This window comes from Streptomyces sp. NPDC002602, assembly GCF_042889445.1.
In the GTDB taxonomy this organism is placed as follows: domain Bacteria; phylum Actinomycetota; class Actinomycetes; order Streptomycetales; family Streptomycetaceae; genus Streptomyces.
Window position 1 is genome coordinate 1,021,594 of the sequence record NZ_JBIAQX010000001.1, and the last position, 26,664, is coordinate 1,048,257.

Sequence of the window (26,664 nt, forward strand, 5' to 3'; positions counted from 1 at the left end):
GTCGGCCAGGACCGGGAAGCCTCCCCGGGGGCCTCCGACGGGTGGATCGTCATCGGGTCGTCATGCGTTCCCACTCCTGGTGGACATGATCGCGAACAGCTCCGAGAGCGGCTGCCGCGGATCGTCGGCCACGTGCCCGATCAGCACGTGGAGTTCCTCGGCGAGCCGCCGGGCCTTGGCCGGGCCGAGCAGCTCGATCGCGTGGATCAGCTCGCCGTACACCGGTCCCCCGCCGCGCGGTTCGTAGAACCCGAGCGTCAGCTCCGCGGTGGTCCGGGCGACCGGAACGGCCTGGAAGGTGCCCATGCCGCCCTCCAACTCGGCCAGGTCCGCCTGCTCGTGGTGGACCACCGCCACCTGCGGCCCCCGCGCCGACAACCCCGAGGCGCGGAGCACCGCGTCGAACGGCACCTCCTGGTGGTCCAGCGCGCTCAGCGTGGTCTCCCGCACCCGCGCCAGCAGCTCCAGGAAGGTCGGGTCGCCGCCGGTGTCGGTGCGCAACACCACCGTGTTGAGGAAGCAACCGACCAGCGGGGCGAGCCGCTCGTCCGACCGGCCCGCGACCATGGTCGCGATCGGCAGGTCGGTACCCGCGCCGTGCGCCGTCAGCAGCGCCGACAGCGCCGCGTGCAGCACCATGAACATGCTGGTGCCGCTCTCCCGGGCCAGGGCGTCCACCCGGGCGTGCAAGCCCTCGTCGAGAACGAACGGCACCTGCCCGGCCGTGTATCCCGCCCGCCCGGCGTCCGCGGGCCGCGGACGGTCCGTCGGAAGGGCCAGGGCGTGCGGCGCCTCCCGCAGCGTCCGGCGCCAGTAGGCGAGCTGCCGCCCGCCCGCGCTGCCCGGGTCGTCGAGGTCGCCGAGCACCTCGCGTGCCCAGAGCGCGTAGTCCGCGTACGACACCGGCAACGGCTCCCAGTCGGGCGCGGCGCCGCGGACCCGGGCCGCGTACGCCGTCGTCAGGTCCCGGAACAGCGGCACCACCGACCACTCGTCCACCGCCAGGTGGTGCGAGGCCAGCACCAGGGCCTGCGTCCCGTCGGGAGCGGTGAGCAGCCGCGCCCGCAGCGGGGCCTGCGAGGTCAGGTCCGCCGTCTCGCCCGCGAGTTCGGCGAGGCGGGACTCCAGGTCCGCGCACTCCTCGACGGCCAGCACCGGCGGTTCGACGGCGGGACGCAGCCACAGCTCACCCGCGTCCTCCTCGAAGGAGGTGCGCAGCGGGGCGTGCCGGTCCACCACGTCGGCCAGCGCGTCGGCCAGCGCGCGGGCGTCGAGCCCGCCCGGCGAGCGCAGCGCGAGCGCGCTGTCGAAACCGGGCCGCGGTCCGTACGCCCGCCACTGCGCGCCCTGCACCGGCGCGGCGGGAAGCTCCTGCGGCTCCGATCCGGCGCCGGCCCGCAGGGCCGGCCGGGCCGCCCGCGCGCCGGCCAGCCGCTTCGCGATGCCGCTGACCGTGAGGGCGTCGAAGACGTCCCGGATGCTCAGCTCCACCCCGAACTCGGCCCTGATCAGGCCCAGCAGGCGCATGGAGGCCATGGAATGGCCGCCCAGGGCGAAGAAGTCGTCGTGGACACCGACCTCGTCCAGCTTGAGGATCTCGCCGAACAACCGCGCCAGCCGTGTCTCGGTGGCATCGGCCGGCCGGGCGTCGCCCGTCATCCCCGACCAGTCGGGCGCGGGCAGCGCCTTGTGGTCCAGCTTCCCGTTGGGGGTGAGGGGCAGCGGTCCGTCCAGCGGCACCACCAGGGCGGGCACCATGTACTCCGGGAGCAGTCCGGCCGCGTGCGCGCGCAGGGCCCGCGGATCGAGTTCCCCGCGCTCCGCCACGACGTACCCCACCAGACGCACGATGTCCCCGTCCCGGTCGGCCACCACCGCGGCCTGCGCCACGCCGGGATGCGCGGCCAGGGCCGCCTCGATCTCGCCCAGCTCGATGCGGAAACCGCGGATCTTCACCTGCGTGTCGACCCGGCCCAGGAAGTCCAGATCGCCGTCCCGCCGCCAACGGGCCCGGTCCCCGGTGCGGTACATCCGGCCGCCGGGCGCCCCGAACGGGTCGGCGACGAACCGCTCGGAGGTCAGCCCGGGCCTGCCCAGGTAGCCGCGGGCCAGACCCCGACCCGCGACGTACAGCTCGCCGGTCACCCCGGGCGGGACGGGGGAGAGGGTCGCGTCCAGCACGTAGCAGCGGGTGTTGGGGTCGGGACGACCGATCGGCACCCGCCCGCCGGGACGCCCGCCGGCCTGACGCGCCGGCCACAGCGTCGAGTTCACGGTGGCCTCGGTCAGTCCGTACGCCGCGATGAGGTTCACCGTGGCGCCCCAGCGCTCGAACAGGTCCGGGGGCACCGTCTCGGTGCCGACCAGGATCGTCGAGCCCTCCGGCAGCTCACAGCCGGCCGGCAGCGCCGAGACCAGCGAGGGCGGCAGGATCATGTGCGTGACGCCCTGCTCCGCCAGGAACTCGGTGAGCGCGGATCCCGCCACCCGCGCCTCGTCGGGGACGAGCACCAGCCGGCCGCCGTGACACAGGGCCATCGCCAGCTCGAACACGGCCACGTCGAAGCCGATCGACGCGAACTGGAGAACCCGGCTGTCGCGGCGCAACCCCATCCGGTCCACGGCCGTGGCGACCAGGCTGGAGATGCCCTCGTGCGGGACGACCACGCCCTTGGGGCGGCCCGTCGAACCCGATGTGTAGATCACGTACGCGGCCCCGTCCAGGGGGACGTCCGGCAGGTCCGGGGCCCCGTCGGGCAGCCCGTCGAGCTCGGCCGCCGTGCCCGGGGCGTCCAACAGGACCACCGGGACCCCCTCGACCGAGGGGATCTTCCCCGCCACGGACTCGGTTCCGACGACCAGGACGGCACGCGAGTCCTCGACCATGTACGCCAGCCGGTCGGCGGGATGGACCAGGTCGAGCGGAAGGAACGCCGCACCCAGCTTGAGGACCGCCAGCACCGTCGCGACCATGTCGATCGAGCGCGGCACCGCCACCCCGACCACGCTCTCGGCGCCCACCCCGCGCGCGGCCAGCAGCCGGGCGATCCGGTCGGACCGGGCGTCGAGACCCGCGTAACCCAGTGTCGTGGTCCGCTCGACCACCGCCGGGGCGTCGGGCCGCTCCGCGAGCCGAGCCGCGAACAGCGCGGGCAGGGACAGCTCGTCCACCACCCGGTCGGTGGCGTTGAACTCCTCCCGCACCAGACGCAGCTCCCCGACGTCCATGATCTCCAGACGGGACACCGGAAGGTCCGGGTCGACGGCCGCGGCCGAGACGAGCCGGCGCAGCCGCTCGCCCAGCCGCTCCACGCTCTCGCGGTCGAACAGCTCGGTGGCGAACTCCAGCCGGCAGTCGAGTCCGTCCGCCTCCGGGTCGCCGGCGCCCGTGCGCTCGGTGAAGCTGAACACGAGGTCGAACTTGGCCGAGCTGATCCGGAACGGCACGTACTCCACCGCCAACCCGGGCAGGGCCGCGTCCTCACCGGTGCGGTGGTGGTAGCCGACCATGACCTGGAAGAGCGGGTTGCGGGCGAGCGAGCGCGTCGGATTGAGCTTCTCCACCACCGCCTCGAAGGGCACGTCGGCGTGCGAGAACGCCGCCAGCGCGGTGTCGCGCACCCGGTCCACCAGCTCACCGAAGGCGGGGTCCCCGCCCAGATCGGTACGGAGCACCAGCGTGTTGACGAAGAAGCCCACCAGGTCGTCCAGGGCCTCGTCGCCGCGCCCCGCGATGGGAGAGCCGATCGGTATGTCCGCTCCCGCGCCCATCCGGTGCAACAGCGCCGCGACGGCCGCGTGCACCACCATGAACATGCTCGCGTTGTGCTCCTTCGCGAGCCGGCGCAGCCCCCGGTGCGCCCGCGCGTCGAACGAGACGTCCAGTTCACCACCGGTGAAGACGGGCCGGGCGGGTCGGGGCCGGTCGGCGGGCAGTTCGATCTCCTCCGGCGCCCCCTCCAGGGCGCCGCGCCAGTAGTCCAGTTGCCGCGCGGCGAGGCTGCCGGGATCGGCGACGTCACCGAGCAGTTCCCGCTGCCACAGCGCGTAGTCCGCGTACTGCACGGGCAACGGCTCCCAGTGCGGGGCCGTCCCGCCCAGCCGGGCGGCGTAGGCGGTGGTCAGATCGCGCAGGAACGGCCGGTCCGACCACTCGTCTGTGGTGATGTGGTGCAGCAGCAGGACGACCACGTGGTCCTCGGCGCCGACCGTGAGGACCGTCGCGCGCAGCGGCAGTTCCCCCGAGAGGTCGAACGGGCGGCGCACCGCCGTGTCGATCAGGGCGGGCAGCTCCTCCTCGGTCGCCGGGGCGACCTCCACCACCGGCAGGGCCCCGTCCGCGGGCAGTACCCGCTGGAAGGCCAGGCCCTCCCGGGTGACGAAGACCGTGCGCAGGGCCTCGTGGCGGGCCGTGACGTCGGCCAGCGCCGCCCGCCAGGCCGCCACGTCGAGCCGGCCGCGCAGCCGCATCACGAGCGGGAAGTTGTACGCGGCCGATGCCGAGTCGATCTGCTGGATCACCCACAAGCGCTGCTGGGCGTGGGACAGCGGAAGTTCGGCCGGCCGCTCGCCCGCCGTGAGCGCGGGCCGGCCCGCCGGCCCGCCCCCTTCGGCGCGCCCGGCCAGTTCCGCCACGGTCGGGGCCTCGAACAGGTCCCGGATCGCCAGCTCCACCGCGAGGGCGGTGCGCGCCCTGCCGACGAGCCTGGTCGCCAGCAGGGAGTGACCGCCGAGGTCGAAGAACGAGTCGTCGATGCCGACGGCGGTCTCCGGCAGCCCGAGCACTTCCGCGAACAGCGCCCGGAGCACCTCCTCCCGGGGGGTGCGCGGCGGCCGGCGGGTGCCGGAGCCGCCCGGGTCCGGTGCGGGCAGGGCCTGTACGTCCAGCTTGCCGTTCACCGTCAACGGCAGGGTCTCCACGGCCACCAGGGCGGCCGGGACCATGTAGCCGGGCAGCACCGCCTTGAGGTGCTCGCGGACCTCCGTGAGCAGCGTGTCGCCGGCCTCGGCCGCCGCCGCATCGGGCACCACGTACCCCACCAGCCGCTTGTTCCCCGCGTGTTCCGTCACCACGACGGCCGCGTGGGCGATCAGCGGGTGCCCGGACAGAGCCGCCCCGATCTCGCCCAACTCGACCCGGTAGCCGCGGATCTTGACCTGGTCGTCGGTCCGACCGAGGAAGTCGATCAACCCGTCGGGGCGCTGTCGCACCAGGTCACCCGTCCGGTACATGCGCGCCCCCGGCGCCCCGAACGGATCGGCGACGAACCGCTCCGCCGTCAGCGCCGGCCGGTCGTGGTAGCCGCGCGCCAGGCCGGTGCCGGAGATGTACAACTCACCGGGGCTGCCCGGCGGGACCGGCCGCAGCATCGCGTCCAGCACGTGCCCGCGCGTGTTGCGGATCGGCCGGCCCACGGTCGGGCCGGCACTCTCGGCGGTGGACCCGCCGAGCGTGTTGATCGTGTACTCGGTCGGGCCGTACAGGTTGTAGCCGTACGTGTCCTCCGTACGGGCCAGCCGGCCCCACACCGCGTCGGACACGGCCTCGCCGCCGAGCAGGACCAGCGCGGGGCGGTGTCTGCCCGCGGCCTCGTCCCGCTCCAACAAGCCCTCTTCAATGAGCAGTTGGGCGTACGTCGGGGTCACGTTCACCACGTCCACCCGGTGCCGGTCGCAGTGGTCCACCAGGGCCGCGGCGTCGCGCCGCAGCTCCTCGTCGCACACGTGCACCTCGTGGCCCTCGACGAGCCAGAGGAGCTCCTCCCAGGACATGTCGAAGGCGAAGGAGACGGTGTGCGCGATCCGCAGCCGCCGGCCGCCCGCCGAGGCGATGGCCGGATCGAAGATCTCCACCTGGTGATTGAGCTGCATGTTCGTCAACCCCCGGTACGGGGTGACGACGCCCTTGGGGCGACCGGTGGAACCGGAGGTGTAGATGACGTACGCCGGGTGCTCCAACCGGTCCGCGACCGTGTGGGCGAACGCCGGCCGTTCGGCGTCCGTGACCACCCCGCCGGACAGCCCGGCCAGCTCGGCGACGACCGCCGGATCGTCCAACGCCAACTCGACGGCGAGCGGGCCCGCCTCCCCGCGCAGGGTCGGCGCGACGGCCACCGTGGACACCACGCACAGGGGACCGGTGTCCTCGATCATCAGCCGCAGCCGGTCGGCGGGATGGTCGAGGTCGAGCGGCAGGTACGCGGCCCCCGTGCGCAGCACCGCGAAGAGTGCCACCACCATCTCGATCGAACGGGGCAGCGCCAGGGCGACGACCCGCTCGGGTCCGGCGCCCCGGGCCAGCAGCAGCCGGGCCAACCGGTTGATCCGGTCGTCCAGTTCCGCGTACGTGAGTTCCCGCGCGCCGAAGACCAGCGCGACCGCGTCGGGAGTACGGCCGACCTGGTCCGCCAGCATGTCGGCGACGGTCTCGTTCGGCACCGGCAGGTCAGCCGCCGACGCCCGGTCCAGGGCGGCCCGTTCCTCGGGCAGCAGCAGGTCCAGCGCCGCGACCCGCTCCGCGAGGCCGTCGATCAGCCGGCCCACCACGAGCCGGTAGCGCTCCAGGGTGGCCGCCGCCCGCTCGTCGTCGATCAGGTCGGAGCGGTACTCCAGCTTCACGCCGACGACCGAGGCCGGATTGACGATCAGCGTCATCGGATAGTGGGTGGCGTCCACACTGCCCACACCGGTGATGCCGTGCCGTTCGGCCAGCCGGCGGAAACCGTCCTCGTCGGCGAAGTTCTGCAGGACGTACAGGGTGTCGAACAGGACCCCGTGACCGCCCGCCCGCTGGAGCTCCGCCAGCCCCAGGTACTCGTGGTCCATCACCGCGACCCGCTCCGCACGCACCCGGCGCAGCAGCTCCAGGACGCTCTCCTCGGGCCGCAGCCGCACCCGAAGTGGCACGGTGTTCAGGAACATGCCGATCGCCGACTCGACGCCCGGCACCTCCGCGGGACGACCCGCCACCGTCGCGCCGAACACCACGTCGTCCCGGCCCACCGCCGCCGACAGCACCAGGGCCCACGCCGCGGACAGCACCGCGTTGACGGTCAACCCCTGCTCCCGGGCGCACCGGCGCAGCCGCTCGCTCAGCTCCGCGCCGAGGTCGAGGGAACGGCGGCGCGGGATCGTCGGCTCGCCGCCGCGCTCCCGCGCCACGAGTGTCGGTTCCGCGAGCCCGGACAGGGCGCGCCGCCAGGTCTCCCGGGCCGCGTCGACGTCCTGCCCGGCGAGCCAGGCCAGGTAGTCGCGGTAGCTTCCCGGCGTCCCCATCCCGGCGGCGTCGCCCGCCGACTCGTACAGGCCGAGGAGCTCCTCCAGGAAGAGGGACTGCGACCAGCCGTCCCAGGCCACCAGGTGGTGGCTGAGCATCAGCCGGTCGGTGCCCGGGGTCAGCCGGATCAGCCGGAGCCGGAACAGCGGGGGCGACGTCAGGTCGAAGCGGAGCAACCGGTCCGCCGCGGAGATCTCCGCCAGCCGTTCCTCCCGCGCCGCCTCGTCGAGCCCCGTCAGATCGGTCTCGACCAACGGCGCCGTGATCGTGTCCGGCGGGCAGACGAACTGCACCGGGCCCGGCAGACCGTCGCCGACGATGCCGGTGCGCAGCGCCGGATGGCGGGCCAGCAGCGTGGCGCAGGCCGCGTGCAACCGGTCCACGTCGAGGCGACGGTCGAAGTCGAAACAGTCCTGGGCGGTGTAGACGTCCAGCGCGGACGTGTCGTAACTGGCGTGGAAGTGGATGCCCTCCTGGAGCGGCGACAGCGGCCACACATCGGCGACGGGCGCCGGGGCGGCCCGCTCCACCACGTCGATCTCCCCCTGGTCGAGGTCCACCAACGACAGGTCCGCCGGCCCGAGCCCGCGCGTGACGTCCGCTCCGGCGCCGGCGATCAACTCGCGCAGGGCCGCCGTCCAGGCGTCGGCGAGTTCGCACACGTCCTGCCCGGTCAGGGCCCCGCCCTCGCCCTGCGGCCAGGTCCACGTGGCGCGCAGCTCGGGACCGGCCGGGGTGTCCGCGCAGACGGCGTTGACCTGGAGCGCGTAGGGCATCGCCAGCCCCGCGTCGGGCTCCACGCGCACCGCGTCCGCCTCGACGGCGGGTGCCCAGTCCCGATCCTGGTCCGCCGGCAGCCGACCGAAGTAGTTGAACAGCAACTGGGCACCCGAGAGCCGGGCGAAGACCGGGGCGAGCTGCGGATTGAGGTAACGCAGCATGCCGTACCCGGCGCCCGCGTCCGGAGCCGAACGCACCGCCTCCCGGACCCGCCCGAGGACCTCCCACGGATCGCCCGCCGCCGGCAGCCGCACCGGATGCAGTCCCGTGAACCAGCCGACCGTACGGGACAGGTCCAGCCCGTCCCCGAAGCCCTCGCGCCCGTGCCGCTCCAGGTCCACCAGCAGGTCGCCCTCGGGCTTGCCGCCGCGCCGGGCCACCGCCACCCGCAGCGCCGCGAGCAGCACCTCGGTGACATCGGCACCGGCCGCCGCGGGCACCGCCGTCAACAGCGCCCTGGTCTCCTCGCCCGTCAACCGGACCTCGTGCTCACGCGCCGCCCCGACGGTACCGGTCCGACCCGCGCCCGGCAGCAACTCCGCCCCGGGGGCCAGCACCCCCGCCCAGTAGGGCAGTTCGGCCTGCCGCCGCGGCGAGGTCGCCTGCTCGACGACCTCCCGCGCGAACCGCCGCAGCGAGGTCGGCACGGGTTCCAGCACGGGCCGTCCGCCGCGCGCCACCGCCTCCCACGCGACGGCCAGGTCACCGAGCAGCACCCGCCAGGACACCCCGTCGACGGCCAGATGGTGCACGACGAGCAGCAGTCGACCCGGCGTTCCCGCGCCCGCGTCGAACCAGACGGCCTGCAGGACGGTCCCCGCGTCGGGGTCCAGCCGGGAAGCCGCCGCGTCGGACTCCTCGGCGATCAGGGCCCGCAGCGCGGCCCCGTCGAGACCGCGGGCGTCGACGCGGCGCGACAGGCCCGCCGCGTCCACCGCGCCGGGGGGCCGGATCACGGCCGACCACAGGGCCGGCAGGGCCGGCCCCAGGTCCATCCGGGACAGCACCGGGCGCAGGCCGTCGTGGTGGTCCACCACGGCCTGGAGCGCGCCGGCCAGGGAGGCGAGGTCGGCCCCGGCGGGGGAGCGGAGCAGCATCGACAGGTTGAAGCGGCCGATCGGACCGCCGTCCTCCCGGAGCTGGTGGACGATCGGCAGCAACGGCAGGTCGCCGACCCCGTCGGAGTCGGCGGCGACCTCCGGACCGTCCTGCGCGGCCCCGGCGGGCGTGACCGCCGCCGCCAGCGCGGCCGGCGTACGGTGCTCGAAGACCGCCCGGGGGGTCACGGTCAGCCCCGCCTTGCGGGCCCGCGCCGCCACCGACATGGACAGGATGCTGTCCCCGCCGAGCACGAAGAAGTCCTCGTCGCCGCCTACCTCGTCGAGGCCCAGGACCTGCGCGAACACCTCCCGCAACCGCCGTTCGCGGTCACCCGGTGAGTCGGCCGGGGCCGGTCGGGAGCCGCGCCGCACCTCGGGCGCCGGCAGCGCCGCCAGGTCGGTCTTGCCGCCCGCGGTCAACGGCAGCGCGTCGAGGACGACGAAGTGGCTCGGCACCATGGGCTCGGGGAGCGACTCGGCCAGGGACCGGCGGACCTCCTCCGGGTCGGGCACCGCGTCCACGCCGGCGGGGACCAGATAGGCCACCAGCCGGTTGACCCCGCGCTCGTCGGCGCGGGCGACCACGACCGCCTCGCCGACCGTGCTCTCGGCGCGCAGGCGCGCTTCGACTTCCCCGAGTTCCACCCGGTTACCCCTGATCTTGACCTGGTGGTCGGTGCGCCCCAGACAGGTGAGCACACCGTCCGCGGTGGACTGGACGAGGTCCCCGGTGCGGTACATCCGCTCGCCCGGAGCGCCGAACGGATCGGCGACGAACCGCTCCGCCGTGAGGGCGTGGCGCGCGTGATAGCCGCGGGCGAGCTGGGCACCGGCGATGTACAGCTCTCCCGCCTCACCCGCGGCCACGTGCCGCAGGTGCCGGTCGAGCACGTACAGCCGGGTGTTCCACACCGGACGGCCGATGGGCACGGTGGCGGCCGTGCCCCCGCCGGGCAGCGGATCCGGGCCGGCCTCCCAGCCGGTGACCTGGATGACCGCCTCGGTCGGCCCGTACACGTTGAACAGCGGGACGCCGGTGCGCTCGCGCCAGCGCCGGGCCGCCGGGACCGTCAGGGCCTCGCCGCCGCTGAACGCCCGGCGCAGACCCGACCACCAGGGCCCGTCGCCGCCCGGGGTCACCTCCTCGGCCAGCAACGCCGTGTACAGCGAGGGCACCAGGTCGAGGGTCGTGACCCGTTCGGAGCGGATCAGGGAGATCAGGTACGCCGGATCGCGGTGCCCGTCGGGCCGGGCGATCACGACCGTCCCCCCGGTCAGCAGCGGGACGAACACCTCCTGGAGCGACGGGTCGAAGCCGGCCGCGTACTGGTGCAACACCCGGTCGTCCGGACCGAAGCCGAACCGCTCGGCCGTCCAGGCGAGCTGCCCGGCCAGCGCGCGGTGCGTCACCACCACCCCCTTCGGCCGGCCCGTGGACCCCGAGGTGTACATCAGGTAGGCGGCGGAGTCCGGATCCGTGTCCGGGAGCGCGCGCGGACCGTGCACGGAGGCCCCGACGAGGGCGCCGTCCACGTCGACCAGCACCGTGCGCACCCCGGCCGCGGCGGGCAGCGCGTCCCGCACCTCCCCGGTGGTGACCAGGATCCGCGCACCCGAGTCGACCAGCATGTGCCCGACCCGCTCGGACGGCGCCCCCGGATCGACGGGCAGGCACACGGCGCCCGCCTTGAGCACGCCGAGCAGCGCGACCACCTCGCCGGCCGAACGGGGCACCGCGACCGCGACCACGACCTCGGGACCCGCGCCCTCGGCGGCCAGCCGGTGCGCCAACGACTGCGCCAGCGAGTCCAGTTCGCCGAATCCGGTGCCACGGCCGTCGTGCCGCAGCGCCGTCGCCTCCGGCGTTCGACGGGCCTGGGCGGTGAACGCCGCGTGCACGGTGGTGCCGGGAAGCGGCCGCACCGTCCCGGCCAGGGCTCCCGAGGCGACCCCGCGGCCGACACGGGCCACCGGCAGGGCCGGATCGGCGACCAACTGCGCGCACAGTGCGCGCAGTCGCCGGGCGAACAGCTCGGCGGCCCGGTCGTCCAGCCGGGAACGGTCGTGATCGAGCCGCAGGCCCAGCCGCGCGCCCGGCAGGACGGTCAACGCGAGCGGATAGTGCACGGAGTCCCGGACATGGGAGCCGGTGATCCGGATCCGTCCCGCGGGATCGCGGCGCTCCCCGCCGTCCGGCAGGTTCTCGACCACCACCAGCGCGTCGAACAACTCGCCCCGGCCCACGGCACGCTGGATCTCCGCCAGGCCGAGGTGCTGGTGGTCCAGCAGCTCCGCCTGACCCTCCTGGAACCGGGACAGCACCTCGCCCAGCGGCTGCTCCGGACGCCAGGCCAGCCGCGCCGGAACGGTGTTGATCAGCAGGCCGACCAGGGTGTCGACCCCCGGGACAGGGGCCTGCCGACCCGAGACCGTGACCCCGACGACCAGGTCGTACGAGCCGAGCACGTCCGCGAGGACCAGCGCGAAGGCGCCCTGCGCGACCGTGCCCAGGGTCAGCCCGAGTGCGCGGGCCCGCGCCGTCAGCGCGGCCGTCTCCCGCTCCGTGAGATCCAGGGTGACCCGGCCGAACCCGCCGGCACCCGCCCCCACCGGCCGCACGGGCAACCCGGCCGGTACGTCGAGCCCGGCCAGCGCCCCGCGCCACGCGGCGCGCGCCCGTTCCCGGTCCAGGCCCGCGAGCCAGCCCGCGTACGCGCGGTAGCCCGGATCGGGTGTCGGGCGCGGCGGCACCTCGCCGGGCCGGTACCCGGCGAGCAGGTCGCGCAGCAGGAGGGACACCGACCAACCGTCGGCGATGATGTGGTGCAGGGTCAGGATCAACAGCGACCGGTCCGCGCCGAGCCTGAGCAGGGCCGCCCGCAGCAGCGGCGGCCTTCCCAGGTCGAAACCGGCGGCCCGTTCCGCCGCGGCGGCCTCCTGCACCGCCGCGTCCCGCCGGTCAGGGTCCAGACCCGAAAGGTTCGCCCGGCTCCAGGGCAACTCGACGTGCTCGCCGACGAGCTGCAGGATCCGGCCGTCGGGGCGCTGGACGAAGGCCGCGCGCAACAGCGGATGACGATCCAGCAGGTGCTGGACGCTGACGCGCAGCGCGTCAGCGTCCACGTCGCCCGCGAGGTCGAGGGTGTCCTGCACGGCGTACCCGTCGGCCCCGGCACCGTCCATCTGCGCGTGGAAGAAGAAACCTTCCTGGAGGGGCGTGGCCGGGACGATGTCCACCAGGTCGGGGACGGCGGCGACGAAGTCGGCGCGCTCGGCGGCCGTCGAAGCGACGAGGGAGAACGGCTCGGGCAGCGGGGCGGGCGGCCGTGCGTCGGGGGACGCGGCGCCGGTGGCCCGCGCCAGCGCGGCCGGGGTGCGCAGCCGGAACACCTCGCGCGGGCTGACCTCGACACCGGCCTCCCGGACCCGGGTGACCAGTCGGATCACCACGATGCTGTCGCCGCCGAGTTCGAAGAAGCTGTCGTGGACGCCCACCGAAGGCAGCCCGAGCACCTCCGCGAACAGTCCGGCGTACAGCGCCTCGGCCGGCGTGGTCGGCTCCGCGTCCCCGGTGAGTTCCGTCCAGCGCGGCGCGGGCAGCGCCCGCGTGTCGAGCTTTCCGTTGGGCGTCAGCGGTAGGGGGCCGTCCAGGCGCAGCACCGCGGACGGCACCATGTGCTCCGGCAGCACCTCGGCCACCCGGTCGCGCGCGGCCCGCACGACCGCGTCCGCGGCGGGCCCGTCCGCGGTGTGTCCGTCAGCGGCGTGTCCGGCGCCGCCCCGATCGCCAGAGGCCCCGTGCGCCTCGTGCGCCTCGTTCGCCCCGGAGTCGGCGACCAGGTAGGCGACCAGGCGCCCGGCCCCCCGGTGGTCCTTGACGGCGAGCACGGCGGCCTGCGCGATGCCCGGGCAGGCCATGAACGCGCTCTCGATCTCGCCCGGTTCGATCCGGTGCCCCCGGATCTTGAACTGACCGTCCGCCCGGCCCAGGAACTCCAGGTTCCCGTCGGCGCCCCAGCGGACCCGGTCGCCCGTGCGGTACATCCGCGTACCCGGGTCCCCGTACGGGTCCGCGACGAACCGCTCCGCGGTCGGCGCGGCCCGACCCAGGTAGCCCCGGGCCAGGCCCCGGCCCGCGACGTACAGTTCGCCCTCCACCCCCACCGGGACGGGGCGGAGCGCGGAGTCGAGCACGTACGTGCGCGTGTTGGGGTCGGGGCGGCCGATCGGCGCGGGCCCCGGACGTGACGGATCCGCCGACCACAGAGTGGAGTTGACGGTCGCCTCGGTCAGCCCGTAGGCAACGACGATGCGCACCCGCCCGGCCCAGCGGGCGATCAGCTCGCCCGGCACGGCCTCCGTGCCGACGACGAGCACCGAGCCCTCGGGCAGCTCGCACTCCGCGGGGAGCGCCGAGACCAGCGACGGTGGCAGGATCATGTGGGTGGCGCCGTGCCCGCGGATGTAGTCGGTGAGGGCCGGGCCCGCGACCCGGCGCTCGGCGGGCACGAGAACGACCCGACCACCGACGCACAGCGACATGACCAGGTCCCAGACGGTGACGTCGAAGCCGACCGAGGCGAACTGCACGACGCGGCTGTCCTCGTCGATGCCGATCCGCTCGGTGGCGGTGGCGATCAGGCTGCCGATGCCGTCGTGGGAGACGACCACGCCCTTCGGGCGCCCGGTGGACCCGGAGGTGTAGATGACGTAGGCGGCCTGGTCCAGGACGACCGGAACCCCGGGGTCCGAGGGATCGGCCGCCGCCCGCTCCGCGACGGTCGCCGGATCGTCGAGCACCAGCCGGCCGGCGGCGGTGCCCTCGGGCAGTCCGTCGGCGGTCTCCCGGGTGGTGACGACGGTCCGCGCGCGGGAGTCGGCGAGCATGTACGCGATCCGCTCGCGGGGGTGGTCGGCGTCCAGCGGCAGGTACGCCGCGCCGGCCTTCATCACCGCGAGCAGGGCGACCACGAGTTCGGGGGATCGGGGAACCGCCACGGCGACGACGTCCTCGGCGCCCACCCCGCGGGCCAGGAGCAGCCGGGCCAGCCGGTTGGCGGCGGAGTTCAGCTCCCCGTAGGTCAGGGTGCGGTCCTCGTACACGAGGGCCGTGCGGTCCGGGGAGAGTCGCACGCGGCGCTCGAAGGCGGCCGGCCAGGACACGTCCTCGGTGGGGTGGGGGCTGACGCCGAGCGAGCCGAGCAGGTGGTCCCGCTCGGAGTCCGAGAGCAACTCGATCCGACCGAGGGGGAGTTCCGGCGCGTCGACGAGGGAGTCGAGCACCCGGCGCAGACGCCGGGCGTGGCCGCCGACCTCCTCGTCGTCGCTCACGTCCGCGTCGGCGTCGAAGTGGAAGCGAACGGCGCCGCGCTGCGATTCGCCCACCGTGACGGCCAGGTCGCTGACGGGTCCCATCCACTGGGGGCGCAGGTCACCCGGGTGCTCGCCGAAGCGCAGCCAGCCCGTGCCGGGCAGCACGTTGACCGTGGGACCGACGAGTTCGGCCACGCCCTCGACGAGCCCGAGGTCCTTGGCCAACTCCTCGGAGCGGTAACGGCCGTGGGCCACCGCCTCGGTGACGCGCCGGTCGACCTCGGCCAGCAGCTCCGTGCCGGTCATGTCCGGCCGTACGCGCAGCCGCAGCGGGACGATGTTGGAGACCATGCCGGGGACCTCCCGCGTCCCCGGGTCCACCCGGGTGGTGACGGGCAGCCCGAGGACGAGGTCCTGTGCGCCCGTGACCCGGTGGAGGTACGCGGCCACGGCCGCGACGAGCAGCCGGGAGAGCCGTACGCCCGACCGCTCGGCGCCGGCGTGCAGGCGTGCGGTGTCCCGCGCCGAGTACTCGTCGGTGCGGCGCACCCGGCGGGCGATCACCGCGGGCCCGCGCCGCACGAGGCGCACGGGTTCGGGCCGGTCCGCGAGCCGCTCCAGCCAGTACGCGCGGTCCTCCGCGAAGCTCGTGGAGGCGCGGTAGGCGGCCTCGGAGTCCGTGAGGCGGGTGAACGTCCAGTCGATCCCGCCGACCGGTCCCGCGTCGCCGTAGAGCTCGCCGGCCCGCCGCGAGAGCAGTCCCACGCTCAGGCCGTCGATGACGATGTGGTGGTACAGCTGGTACCACAGGACGCGATCGTCGGCGAGCAGGACCAGGGCGTGCCGGAAGAGGGGGCCCCGCGCGAGGTCCAAGGGCCGCGCGCGGTCGGCCTCCATCCAGTCCCAGGCCGCGAACTCCGCGTCCGGCGCGTCCCGCAGGTCGACGAGGGGAACGTGGACCGGGAACCGCTCGGTGTGCTGGCGGGGTTGCCCGTCGGCGTCCGCCGTGAACCGTACGTGGAGGCACTCGGCCTCCTCGACCACCTGCCGCACGGCGGCGGTCAGGCGGTCGCGGTCGACCGGCCCGCGCAACTCCAGGGTGAAGGTGACGTTGTAGGCCGAGCTGTCCGGCTCGATCCGCTGGGCCGGCCAGATCCCGGCCTGCCCGCCGGTGACGGGTATTGCGGAGTCGGATGCCGGGTTGTCCGGCTCGGCGGCGTCAGACATCGTTCGTTCAGCCTTTCCCTGGTTCGCGCGGGACGGGGACCTGCGTCACTTGACGGCCTCGAGCTTCGGCACGACCTGGTCGATGGCGTACGGGATGCTCAGGACCGTGTTGAAGGACAGCGCGGCGCCGATGTCCGGGCTGTCGTACGGCAGGAACAGGTCGCGCTTCTCCTGGTGGACCTTGGTCTTCCGGTAGAGCGGGTCCGCCTTCATCGCGGCCTCGGTCTCGGCGGTCCCCAGCCAGACCGTGCGGTCGGCCTCCATGACGTCGAGGCGCTCGGAGCTGAGGTCGGCGACGTTCTCCTTGCCGAGGGCCGTGCGGTAGGCCTCGGAGGTGGTGAAGCCCATCTCGCTCAGGAAGATGACCTTCGGGTCCTTGGGGGAGAAGGCCGAGAACTTGCCGGGCTCGTAGGGCTCCCCGACCGAGACGGTCTTGCCCTTCCACTCGGGGTGCTTGTCCCGGACGGCCTTGAAACGCGCGTCGATGCCCGCGATCAGCTTCCCGGTCTCGGCGTCCTTGCCCAGTGCCTTGCCGATCTGCTTGGTCATGACCTGCCAGGTCGCCTGGTAGTCCTCGGAGCCCTTGGGCTGGGCCACCACCTTGGCGATCTTGGACAGGGTGTCGTACTGCTCCTTCTTCATGCCCGAGTACTGGGCGATGATCAGGTCGGGCTTGAGCGCCGCGATCTTCTCCATGTTGTACTCGTCGCGCTCGCCGACGACCTGCGGGGGAGCGGATCCCCACAGGTCCTTGGCCCAGGGCCACTTGCCGTACGGCTGCTCCTTGAACCAGTCGACGGCGCCGACGGGCTTCACGCCGAGGGCCAGGACCGCGTCCTGGTCGGACAGGCCGAGCGTGACGACCTTCTTCGGCTGCTCGGCGATCGTCGTGCTGCCGTACTTGTGCTCCAGCGTCACGGGGAAGGCCCCGGCCGCCGCACCGGTCTCGCCGGACTTGGCGGTGTCGGCCTTGTCGGAGTCACCACCGCCGCAGGCGGCGAGCGTGAGCGCCGCCGTCGCGGCCACGGCGACTCGGGGCAGGAGGCGGGCGAATCTCGTGGACGCGGAGCGGGTACCGAGTGGCACGGGTGTTTCCTTTCACGGGACTGCGGGCGTGCGGGAGTGCGTGGTGCGTGCGGGCGTGCGGGCGTGCGGGTGTACGTCGCACCGGCCCGGCGCGCCGTACAGGCGCCGGGCGGGACCGTGACGACGAGGTTCTAGAGCGGGGAGCCGATCTCGTCGGCGGCGCGGCGGGGTCCGCCGGCGGGCTCCGGGCCGCGGTCCACGATGGACCGCAGGATGTCCCCGACCCGGACCGCCGTGTTCGACAGCAGGGACGAGGTGATGCCGTGGGTGTGCTCGGTGCCGCCCTGGAGGTATATGCCGCAGCGCAGTTCGGGATCGGTCGTCAGGCGGTAGTCCCGCTCGACCCTGACCCGACCCCGCTCGTCCAGCAGGCAGTACCGGGCGACCTCGCCGAGGAGGCCGAGCGCGTCGGCCGAACGGTAGCCGGTGGCGTAGATCAGCACGTCGGCGTCCAGATGGGTCCGCTCTCCGGTGATCAGTGACTCGACCGTGGTGAGCACCTTGTGGGGCGTCTCCACCACGTCGGTGAGACGGGAGACCTTCAGGAAGCGCAACCGCTCGTTGCCCAGGACCTTCTCCTGGTACTGCTGCCGGTAGAGGTCGTCGATGAGGTCGATGTCCACCACGGAGTAGTTGGTGTTGGCGTGGTACTCGATCAGCTTGCGCTTGACGTCCTCGGGCGCGGCGAAGTACTCGTCGACCGCGTCCGGGTCGAAGATCCGGTTGGCGAACCCGCTGTCGTCGGCCGGGCTGTAGCCGTACCGGGAGAAGACCGCGCAGACCTCGGCCTCGGGGAAGGTGCGGTGCAGGAAGGCCACGTTCTCGGCGGCGCTCTGGCCAGCGCCGACCACGACGAACCGGGACGGGGCGGTGTCCTTGAGCGCGTCCACCCTCGTCAGCAGGTCGGACGTGTGCCAGACGCGGTCCGTGCGTTCGACGCCCTCCGGCATCCGCGGTCGCAGTCCGGTGCCGATCACGAGGTTGCGGGCCCGGTGGACCACCGGTTCCGCGCCGGATCGCGCGATCACGTCCACGTACCGCACCACGCCGTCGACCACGACGGGCCGTACGGCGATGACCTCGTGGCCGTAGGACACCATGTCGTCGACCTTGGCCGCCGCCCACTCGAAGTAGTCGTGGAACTCCACGCGCAGCGGGAAGAGGTTCTTGTGGTTGACGAAGTCGATCAGCCGGTCCCGGCTCTGCAGGTAGCAGAGGAAGCTGAACTCGCTCGTCGGATTGCGCAGCGTCACCAGGTCCTTCAGGAAGGAGACCTGCATGGTGGCGTCGTCGATCAACATGCCGCGGTGCCAGCCGAATCGGGGCTGCTGCTCGAAGAAGTGGGCCGTGACCGCCCCCTCCCTGCCGACGCTCGCGTTGTGCTCGCTCAGTGCGATGGCCATGGCCACATTGGACGGTCCGAAGCCGATTCCAATCAGGTCGTGGATCAATGGCGCATCGTCAGGAAGAGCTTGTGACATGTCACTCCCATCGGGGGGCGGCCGCTTGCCAGGTGTGAGGGGAACAGCGGAAGCAAGGCATGACGACGTGCGACTGCCAGTAGAACTTAGGTTAGCCTAACCTGATCCTCCACCCCTGTCGATGGGGCAACGGGCCCCCTTCCCGGTGGATTTCGCGTTCAACCAACCCAGGATATGGGGGCGTTGCGTAGTTAGGTAAGCCTTGCTTTACTGGAGTCAATCCATCATTCTTCTGAGGAGGACCGCATGCGGGTCGTCATGTTCGGGTACCAGACCTGGGGACATCGCACTCTGCAGGCGCTGTTGGACTCCGAGCACGACGTGGTGCTGGTCGTCACGCACCCCAAGAGCGAGCACGCCTACGAGAAGATCTGGAGCGACTCGGTCGCCGACCTCGCGGCCGAGCACGCGGTGCCCGTCGAGATCCGCAACCGCCCGGACGACGAGGAACTGTTCGCCCGCCTCAAGGAAGCGGATCCGGACATCATCGTCGCCAACAACTGGCGCACCTGGATCCCCCCGCGCATCTACGACCTGCCGCGCCACGGCACCCTGAACGTGCACGACTCGCTGCTCCCCAAGTACGCGGGCTTCTCCCCGTTGATCTGGGCCCTCATCAACAACGAGTCCGAAGTCGGCGTCACCGCCCACCTGATGGACGAGGAACTCGACGCCGGGGACATCGTGGTCCAGCAGGCGGTACCGGTCGGACCGACCGACACCGCGACCGACCTGTTCCACAAGACGGTCGACCTGATCGCCCCGGTCACCGTGGGCGCGCTCGACCTGATCGCCTCCGGCCGGACCGAGTTCACCAAGCAGGACCGCTCGCTCGCCAGCTTCTTCCACAAGCGCGCCGAGGAAGACGTCCGGATCGACTGGCACTGGCCCGCCGAAGACCTCGCGCGCCTGGTCCGGGCCCAGTCCGACCCCTACCCGAGCGCCTTCACCCATCACCGGGGCAGGCGCCTGGAGATCCTGGCCGCCGTGGTGTCCGAGGCCAGGTACGGGGGCACCCCCGGCCGGATCTTCTACCGCGAGGGCGCCGGGGTCGTCATCGTGGCCGGCGCCGACGCGCGCACCGGCCGCAACCACGGACTCGCCGTCACCCGGGTCCGTACCGAGGACGGCCGGGAACTCTCCGCGACGGAGTACTTCACCTCCATGGGCGGATATCTGACCAGTCGGCCCTGAGCGGCCGCACGCCGAAGTCCCCGCCGATCGACCGGACGGCGCCCCGCATCGACCACGGGGCGCCGACCCGACCCCTCGCCGCCGCGCGGATCACCGGATCCGTGGGGCGGCGACGTCATTCCGTCGGTGGCGCACTCGGCAAACGAATGAACGGGGAATGAGGGGAAGCTGATGGAGCGACAAACGACCACCGGTGCGAACGGGGACCCCGCCGGGTCCCCGTTCGTCATCATCGGAGTGGGGAACACCCAGGCGGACTGGGCGCGGGTGCTCGGCGCCCTCACCAACGCCGACCCGACCACCGGTGCTCCGCCGGCGCCGGGGGCCGCCGCACCGGAGGCCGAGCGGGAAAGAACGGCGCCGGAGACGGGTCCGGCGCCCGCCGCCGATGGCACCGAACACTGCGGGAGACCGACCGCGGTGGCGGAACCCAAGAGCGCGACCCCGCCCAGCGTCCTCGACCTGAACGCCTACCTCGTCTACGCGATCGGCAAGGCCGCCCGACGCAGACTGACGGCCAAACTGACCGAGCACGGGCTGCGCCTGTGGCACCTGACCGTGCTGGCGCTGCTGTCCGACCTCGGCCCGCAGTCCAAGGGCACCCTCGCCACGCGTCTCGACATGAACGCCAGCGATCTCGTCAAGATCGTGAACGACCTGAACCGCGCCGGCCACGTCGACTGCACCCGCGACACCGAGGACCGCCGCCGGGTCGTCGTGGACCTCACGGAGAACGGTCGTGCCGCGCTGAGTCGCCTCAACGCGGACATCGCGTCCGCCGACGAGGAGTTCCTGAGCCCCCTGAGCGCCCCCGAGCGCGCTCAACTCGGCTCCCTGCTGCGCCGTGTGCACCGGCACTTCGACACCACCCCGTCCCACACCGTCCACGAGGAATCCGGCGGCCCGGTCGCGAACCCCGCGGCGCCGCACCGGTCCGGCGTCCGATCCGTCGAGGCCCTGCGCATCGACTGGAACCGGTCGGCCGAGGAGATCGGCGATCTCGTCCGGGCCCAGTCCCGTTCCTCCACGGCCGCCTACACGCACCACGGCGGGCGCCGCCTGGAGATCCTGGCCGCCACCGTCACGCCGGACCGGTACGACGGCGCGCCCGGCCGCGTGGTGCGCTCGACCTCCGATGGTCCGGTGATCGTGGCGGGAACGGGCGGGCGGTCGGCGCCGGGAAAGGGGCTGGCGCTGCGGCGGGTCCGGACCGAGGACGGTACCGAGATGTCGGCGAGCGAGTACTTCGATCCGCTGCCGGGTGGACTGATGACCGAGAGCTGAGCCGGACCGGGTCCGGAGGCCCCTACAGATCCACATCTGCACGGTTCTTGGCTGTTTCGACAAGCATATGCGGCTTGATGTACGAAACAGGGTCGCACATGCAGTATGTAGGGAGGTGTGGTTCCCGGTTCAGGAGGAGGCGGTGGCGGTGGCGGTGAACGTCCGTGGCGTGGAGGGCGGTGCGGGTGACGTGGACCGCGGCGACATCGGTGCGGGCCACGCGCCTCACCGGCGCCCGGACCCGAGGATCGCGCAGTTCGTGGCCGAGGCCCTCGGTGGTGCGCGCAGGGTGGTCAACGTCGGCGCGGGGGCCGGTTCGTACGAGTCGGCGGCGCCGGCCGTGACGCCGGTGGAGCCCTCGGAGTCGATGCGGGCACGGCGCGCCGCGGGCCTGCCGCGGGCGGTGGACGCGGTCGCCGAGCACCTGCCTTTCGCCGACGGGGAGTTCGACGGGGCGATGACCCTGTTCAGCGTCCACCAGTGGTCGGACGTGGGGGCGGGCCTGCGCGAGATGCGGCGGGTCACCCGGGGCCCGGTCGTGGTGCTGACCTGTGACCCGGAACGGGTGCGTGACTTCTGGTTGTACGAGTACGCGCCCGAGGTCCTCGACATGGAGGCGCACCGGTATCCCTCCATCGCAATGATGGCCGCGGCTCTGGGCGGGTGTGGGAGTGTGCGGGCGGTGCCGATTCCGTCGGACTGCACGGACGGGTTCAACGAGGCGTACTTCGGGCGTCCGGAGATGTTGTTGGATCCGGCGGCACGGCAGGCGTGTTCGGCGTGGAGCTTCGTGGACGACGGGGTCCGCGAACGCTTCACGACACGGTTGCGGGCGGACCTGGATTCGGGGGTGTGGGACGAACGGTTCGGTCATCTGCGGCGTCGGTCGTTCCACGAGGGGTCGCTCGTGCTCGTGCGCGCGACACCGGAAGCGGAAGAGGAACAGTTCCATGGGGGTACCTGATCGGATGGACGAGCAACTGCGCGCACTGGGCCTGGTGGAGGCGCAACGCAAGGCGGAGGCCCTGTTCGCGGAGGTCGAGGCGCGAGGTCTGGTCGTGCCCGGCGCCGGTGAACGGGAGGCCAGCGACGGCATCCGGGACCTGGCCAACGAGATGTTCGGAACCACGAAGCACTGGCACAAGCGGATCGTGCGCTCCGGCCCGCACACGATGTTCCCCTACCGGGAGAACCCGCCCGACCGGATCATCGGGGAGGACGACATCGCCTTCGCGGACTTCGGCCCGATCTTCGAGGAGTACGAGGCCGACTTCGGCCGCACCTTCGTCTTCGGCGACGACCCGGTCAAGCACCGGCTCCGGGACGACCTCGCCCGGGTGTTCGCGGAGGGCCGGCGGGCCTTCCGCGAGGATCCCCACGTCACCGGGAAGCAGTTGTACGCGGCCGTGGAGCACTCGGCGGCCGAGACCGGCTGGACGCTCGGCGGCTGGCACGCGGGACACCTGGTGGGGGAGTTCCCGCACGAGCTGATCGACGGTGCCAAGGTGGAGTCCTACGTCACCCCGGACAACGACCGACCGCTGCGCCGCACCGATCGGGTCGGGTGGCGCTGCCACTGGATCCTGGAGGTTCACCTGGTGCACGAGCCGGGCGGCTTCGGAGGCTTTTACGAACAGCTCCTCGACCTCGCGTAGGCCCCCCCTCCCGCGGTGTTCGGCCGGCTCGCGAGGGGTAGCTTCGTGATCATGAAACCGTTGACGGATACCGCCACCGACCAGGCGCCGGCCGATCCGGCCGCCACCGACGACACGTTGGCCACCCAGCCCATCGGCTACTGGAGCGGCCTGGCCCACACGGTCGTCACCCGACAACTGCGTGACGCCATGGCCGGGATCGACGTCACACAGCCGCAGTACTGGGTCCTCAACCGGGTCGACGGCGGTCCTCGGCCGCCGAGCAGGGAGGAGGTGGTCACCGGGCTGACGCCCCTCGCGGACGGACCGCACGAGATCGCCCGGGTCGTGGACCAGTTGCTCCACCGGGGATGGCTCTCGATCGACGACGGTCGGGGCCTGCACCTCACCGAGGCCGGGGAATCGGCCCGAGTGCGGCTGCGGGCCCTGGTGACCGAGCTGCGCTCGGTGGTTCACGAGGGCATCGCGGACGAGGAGTACGTGACCGCGCTCAAGGTGCTGCGCAGGATGGTCGCCAACGTCGAGGCGGCCACGACCCCTTGACGGGACGGGGCCCGCCCGCGGCCGCGGAAGGGCTCAGGGACGCGGGGAGAGTTCGGCCATGGCGCTCCAGCCCTGGCCGGGCACCTCGACGTTGATGATCTCCGGGGTCGAGGCGATGGCGCCGGCCAACGTCTCCATCCCGGCCTTGAAGTGCTCCGACGCCACGTGCGCGGCTCCCGCCTCCGCATCGGCGAAGGCCTCCAGCAGGGTGTACTTGTTCGAGTCGTCGACGCTGCGCGACCAGTCGAAGAACAGGTTGCCCGGCTCCGCGCGGGTGGCTCGGGTGAAATCGTCGACGAGCGTGAGCCAGTTGTCGCTGTGCTCCGGACGGACGTCGAACCTGACGGCTATGAAGATCATGGACACCAGCCTGGCACCCGATGCCCGCCCCCGCACGCGGGACCGGCCCGGTTTCCGACGGGCTCGGAAAGCGGCGCCCCGCCGGTCGCCGAACGAGACCCCGGCGCCGCCCCTGACCCGCCCGAGCGCCCCGGCCCGGAAACCGGGCGCCCGGCGCCGCCGCGAACCGCCGGCAGCCTCAGAGCAGCCCCGCCGCGCGGGCGAGCGCGCCCCGGACCTCCTCGGGGCGCCGCCGGTACTCCCGGGTCGCCAGCGACACCGACAGCGCGTGCACCGCGTCGTCCCCCCGGGGCCGCTCCGCCGGCAGCGCGACCGCCACGCACGTGTACGCGGGGTCGGCCTCGCCCACCGAGACGGCGTAACCCTGCCCCCGCACCCGGGCCAGCTCCGCCTCCAGGGAATCCGCGCCGGTGATGGTGGCCGGGGTCAGGCGCGCCATGCCGTGTTCCGCGAGGTAGCGCCGGCGCAGCGGGCGGGGGATCTCGGCGAGCAGCGCCTTGCCGTGCGCGGTGGCGTGCGCGCGGGTCTCCCGCCCGGGCGTGAAGGGGTTCGCGGTGTCCGTCACGGGCGCCGTCGTGTCGACCACGGTGATCAGTCCGCCGCGGTACGCGGTGTAGTACGCCTCCGCGCCGGTGGCCCGGCGCAGCCGCGCCAACACGTCGCCGACGCCCGGCGCCGGCTCCAGGTGCCGCAGGTAGCTGCGGTGCAGCCGGGGGATCAGCGGCCCCAGCGCGTACCCGCGCGTCGTCCGCACGAGGTGGCCGCGCTCCGTGAGCGGGGCCAGGAGGTGGTAGACGGTCGAGAGGGAGCAGCCCGTCCGGCGGGCCAGCGCCTTGGCGCTGACCGGCCCGTCCGCGTCGGCCACCGCGTCGAGGAGGGCCAGCGCCCGGTCGACGGACTGCGGACCGTGGTGCGGCATGGCGGGTTCCCCGGGGCGAATGGCGACGTACGAGACCTCCCGACCCTACGCCGGCGGGCCCGCGTCCCCGTCGCCCCGTCGGGGGCGCGGCCACCGGATCGGCGGACTTGCGGCTGCCGGTTCCGCGCGGTGGAGGGAGGATGGAACCCACCCGGCACGCGTGCGCGGGAAGGGAGCGGGCAGAACCACCGACCTCCGGGCCCGGTGGTGGGAAGGAGCGGCCGGCATGAGCAGTGCTGATGCCGTTCCCCCCGGTTCCGATGCGCCCGGCGACGAGTTCTTCGCGGAACCGGGCGGGCTCCTGGACGACCTGGGCGTCGCGGCGGTGCTGCTCGACGACATCGGGCGCATCGCGCTGTGGAGCCCACAGGCCGAGGAACTGTTCGGTTACACGGCCCAGGAGGCCCTGGGCCGCTTCGCCGCCCAGTTGCTCGTCGGCGAGGAGCAGCGCGACCGCGTCGTGGCCCTGTTCGCCGCGGTCATGGCGGGCGGCGGGCCCTGGGCCGGCGTGTTCCCGGTGTCGCACAAGGACGGCAGCACCCGATTGGCGGAGTTCCGCAACATGCGGTTGGAAGACGCCCGGGGCAAGACGTACGCCCTGGGCATCGCCTCCGACCGGACCGTGCTGCGGCGCGTGGAGCGCAGCCTGGCGCTGTCCCTGGGGCTGGTCGAGCAGTCCCCGATAGGCCTCGCGGTCATGGACACGGACCTGCGCTACGTCCTGGTCAACCCCGCGCTCGCGCGGATCAACGGAATGCCGGCCGAGGAACACCTGGGCCGGTACCTCCACGAGGCCCTCCCGCTCCTGGACTCGGGACCCCTGGAGGCGGCCATGCGCGAGGTCCTCGACGACGGCGTCCCGCAACTGAACCGGCTCACCACCGGCCACACCCCGGCCGACCCCGGCGACGAGCGTGCCTGGTCGGTCTCGCTCTACCGGCTGGCCGACTCGGTGGGACGGGCGATCGGGGTCGCCGCCTCCGTCGTGGACGTCACCGAACAGCACCGGACCTCACGGGCCGTCGCCCTGGCCCGGCAACGCCTCGCCCTGATCGCCGACGCGTCCGTACGCGTCGGCACCACCCTCGACCTCGACGTGACGGCCCGCGAACTGGGCGACATCGCCGTCCCGGAACTCGCCGACCTCGCCACCGTCGACGTGCTCGACAGCATCCTCAGGACCGACAAGCCGCCCGAGGACCCGCACGCCGACACCGTGCAGTTCCGCGCCCTCGCCGTCACCGCGGCCCGTCCCGGCCCCGCCACCCTGGCCGTCGACCCGGTCGGCGAACTCGCCCGCTACGACGCCACCCGCCTGGTCACCCAGTGCGTGCTCACCGGCCGGGCCATCCTCGTGCGGCAGGTCACCGACCAGGAGCTGGCCGGGATCGCCCGGAACCCCGAGGCCGCGGCGCTGCTCGTCGAGGCCGGGCTGCACTCCTACCTCGCGGTGCCCCTGACCGCCCGCGGGGAGGTCATCGGCGTCCTCGGCCTCCAGCGGACGAGCAACCCGATGCCCTTCGACCACGACGACGTCCTGCTCGCCGCCGAACTGGCCGCGCGGGCCGCCGTGTGCATCGACAACGCCCGCTGGTACCAGCGCCAGCGCCGGGCCGCCCTCACGCTCCAACGCCACCTGCTGCCCCAGGAACCCACCGTCACGCCGGGCCTGGAGATCGCCTACCGGTACCAGCCCGCGGCGGCCGTCGGCGAGGTCGGCGGCGACTGGTTCGACGTCATCCCGTTGCCCGACGACAAGACCGCGCTCGTGGTCGGGGACGTCATGGGCAGCGGCATCAACGCGGCCGCGACCATGGGGCAACTGCGCACCGCGGCCCGGACGCTGGCCGAGCTGGACCTCGACCCCGCCGCCGTGCTGACCCGGCTCGACCACACCACGACCGGCCTCGGTCACACCATGGCCACGTGCGTCTTCGCGGTCTACGACCCGCACGCCAACCGTTGCCGGATCGCCACCGCAGGCCACCTGCCGCCCGTACTGGTCCGCCCCGGCCGCGACCCCGAACTGCTCGACCTGCCCACCGGGGCACCGCTGGGCGTCGGCGGCGTGCCCTTCGAGGCCACCACGTTCGAACTGGGCGTCGGCGACGAGCTGGTCTTCTACACCGACGGGCTGGTCGAGACCCGGGACGAGGACATCGACGTGCGCCTGCGCGCCCTGACCGCCCTCCTCGCCCACCCGGAGCGCCCCCTGGAGGAGACCTGCGACGTGCTCCTGGGCGCCCTGCGTCACCCCGACGACCGGGACGACGTGGCCCTGCTCATCGCCCGCACCCGCCCGCGCTGACCCGGTCGGCCCGGCCGTCGCCCACCGCGCCTCGTCGGCCGGTCGACACGTACGGCTCCCGCTCGCGGGCCACGCGTACGTGAGGACCTGCTCGCACCTCATCGCGCGAGTACCGCCCGCTTGAGGCACGCGGGACCG

Annotated in this window: 11 protein-coding genes; 6 read left to right on the top strand and 5 right to left on the bottom strand. The window is 73.3% G+C overall.

The window, feature by feature from the left end:
* Positions 1 to 60: 60 nt before the first annotated feature.
* The 3 genes from ACFYW3_RS04160 to ACFYW3_RS04170 form a co-directional block, all read right to left on the bottom strand.
* A complete protein-coding gene (locus ACFYW3_RS04160) occupies positions 61 to 15,696 on the bottom strand; it encodes an amino acid adenylation domain-containing protein (RefSeq protein ID WP_389385466.1) in 15,636 nt (5,211 codons plus the stop codon).
* 45 nt (positions 15,697 to 15,741) lie between these two features.
* Positions 15,742 to 16,782 carry an iron-siderophore ABC transporter substrate-binding protein gene (locus ACFYW3_RS04165; RefSeq protein ID WP_389385467.1) on the bottom strand — a complete coding sequence of 347 codons (1,041 nt, stop codon included), beginning with the start codon at positions 16,780 to 16,782 and terminating at the stop codon, positions 15,742 to 15,744.
* Positions 16,783 to 16,913: 131 nt separating this feature from the next.
* Positions 16,914 to 18,263, bottom strand: coding sequence for a lysine N(6)-hydroxylase/L-ornithine N(5)-oxygenase family protein (locus tag ACFYW3_RS04170; protein WP_389385468.1), 1,350 nt, complete (start codon positions 18,261 to 18,263; stop codon positions 16,914 to 16,916).
* Positions 18,264 to 18,509: 246 nt separating this feature from the next.
* On the opposite strand from ACFYW3_RS04170, the gene ACFYW3_RS04175 reads away from it, so the two are divergent.
* From ACFYW3_RS04175 to ACFYW3_RS04195, 5 genes are all read left to right on the top strand, one after another.
* A complete protein-coding gene (locus ACFYW3_RS04175; RefSeq protein WP_389385469.1) occupies positions 18,510 to 19,457 on the top strand; it encodes a methionyl-tRNA formyltransferase in 948 nt (315 codons plus the stop codon).
* 171 nt (positions 19,458 to 19,628) lie between these two features.
* Positions 19,629 to 20,741: a MarR family transcriptional regulator gene (locus tag ACFYW3_RS04180; protein WP_389385470.1), complete on the top strand. Its 1,113-nt coding sequence runs from the start codon at positions 19,629 to 19,631 to the stop codon at positions 20,739 to 20,741.
* Positions 20,742 to 20,856: 115 nt separating this feature from the next.
* Positions 20,857 to 21,705: a methyltransferase domain-containing protein gene (locus ACFYW3_RS04185; RefSeq protein WP_351758340.1), complete on the top strand. Its 849-nt coding sequence runs from the start codon at positions 20,857 to 20,859 to the stop codon at positions 21,703 to 21,705.
* Entirely contained in the window at positions 21,692 to 22,396 is a 705-nt protein-coding gene (locus tag ACFYW3_RS04190; RefSeq protein ID WP_389385471.1) for a M24 family metallopeptidase, read from the top strand. Before ACFYW3_RS04185 ends, ACFYW3_RS04190 begins: the two co-directional genes overlap by 14 nt.
* A gap of 51 nt (positions 22,397 to 22,447) precedes the next feature.
* Entirely contained in the window at positions 22,448 to 22,939 is a 492-nt protein-coding gene (locus ACFYW3_RS04195; RefSeq protein ID WP_351758346.1) for a MarR family winged helix-turn-helix transcriptional regulator, read from the top strand.
* 33 nt (positions 22,940 to 22,972) lie between these two features.
* On the opposite strand, the gene ACFYW3_RS04200 is transcribed toward ACFYW3_RS04195, so the two are convergent.
* The gene (locus tag ACFYW3_RS04200; protein WP_389385472.1) at positions 22,973 to 23,299 is read right to left on the bottom strand and encodes a putative quinol monooxygenase; all 327 of its coding nucleotides are present in this window, start codon (positions 23,297 to 23,299) and stop codon (positions 22,973 to 22,975) included.
* Positions 23,300 to 23,477: 178 nt separating this feature from the next.
* A complete protein-coding gene (locus ACFYW3_RS04205) occupies positions 23,478 to 24,218 on the bottom strand; it encodes an IclR family transcriptional regulator (protein WP_389385473.1) in 741 nt (246 codons plus the stop codon).
* Between the two features lie 226 nt (positions 24,219 to 24,444).
* Here ACFYW3_RS04205 and ACFYW3_RS04210 point away from each other — a divergent pair, with 226 nt between their 5' ends.
* Positions 24,445 to 26,526 (top strand): SpoIIE family protein phosphatase, encoded by a 2,082-nt coding sequence (locus ACFYW3_RS04210; protein ID WP_351758352.1) that lies wholly within the window; start codon positions 24,445 to 24,447, stop codon positions 26,524 to 26,526.
* Positions 26,527 to 26,664 lie beyond the last annotated feature (138 nt).

Excerpts from the sequence above, each read along its gene's own strand:
- ACFYW3_RS04160 (WP_389385466.1), bottom strand. The coding sequence starts at position 15,696 with ATGTCTGACGCCGCCGAGCCGGACAACCCGGCATCCGACTCCGCAATA.
- ACFYW3_RS04170 (WP_389385468.1), bottom strand. The coding sequence starts at position 18,263 with ATGTCACAAGCTCTTCCTGACGATGCGCCATTGATCCACGACCTGATT.
- ACFYW3_RS04175 (WP_389385469.1), top strand. The coding sequence starts at position 18,510 with ATGCGGGTCGTCATGTTCGGGTACCAGACCTGGGGACATCGCACTCTG.
- ACFYW3_RS04180 (WP_389385470.1), top strand. The coding sequence starts at position 19,629 with ATGGAGCGACAAACGACCACCGGTGCGAACGGGGACCCCGCCGGGTCC.
- ACFYW3_RS04190 (WP_389385471.1), top strand. The coding sequence starts at position 21,692 with ATGGGGGTACCTGATCGGATGGACGAGCAACTGCGCGCACTGGGCCTG.
- ACFYW3_RS04195 (WP_351758346.1), top strand. The coding sequence starts at position 22,448 with ATGAAACCGTTGACGGATACCGCCACCGACCAGGCGCCGGCCGATCCG.
- ACFYW3_RS04200 (WP_389385472.1), bottom strand. The coding sequence starts at position 23,299 with ATGATCTTCATAGCCGTCAGGTTCGACGTCCGTCCGGAGCACAGCGAC.
- ACFYW3_RS04205 (WP_389385473.1), bottom strand. The coding sequence starts at position 24,218 with ATGCCGCACCACGGTCCGCAGTCCGTCGACCGGGCGCTGGCCCTCCTC.
- ACFYW3_RS04210 (WP_351758352.1), top strand. The coding sequence starts at position 24,445 with ATGAGCAGTGCTGATGCCGTTCCCCCCGGTTCCGATGCGCCCGGCGAC.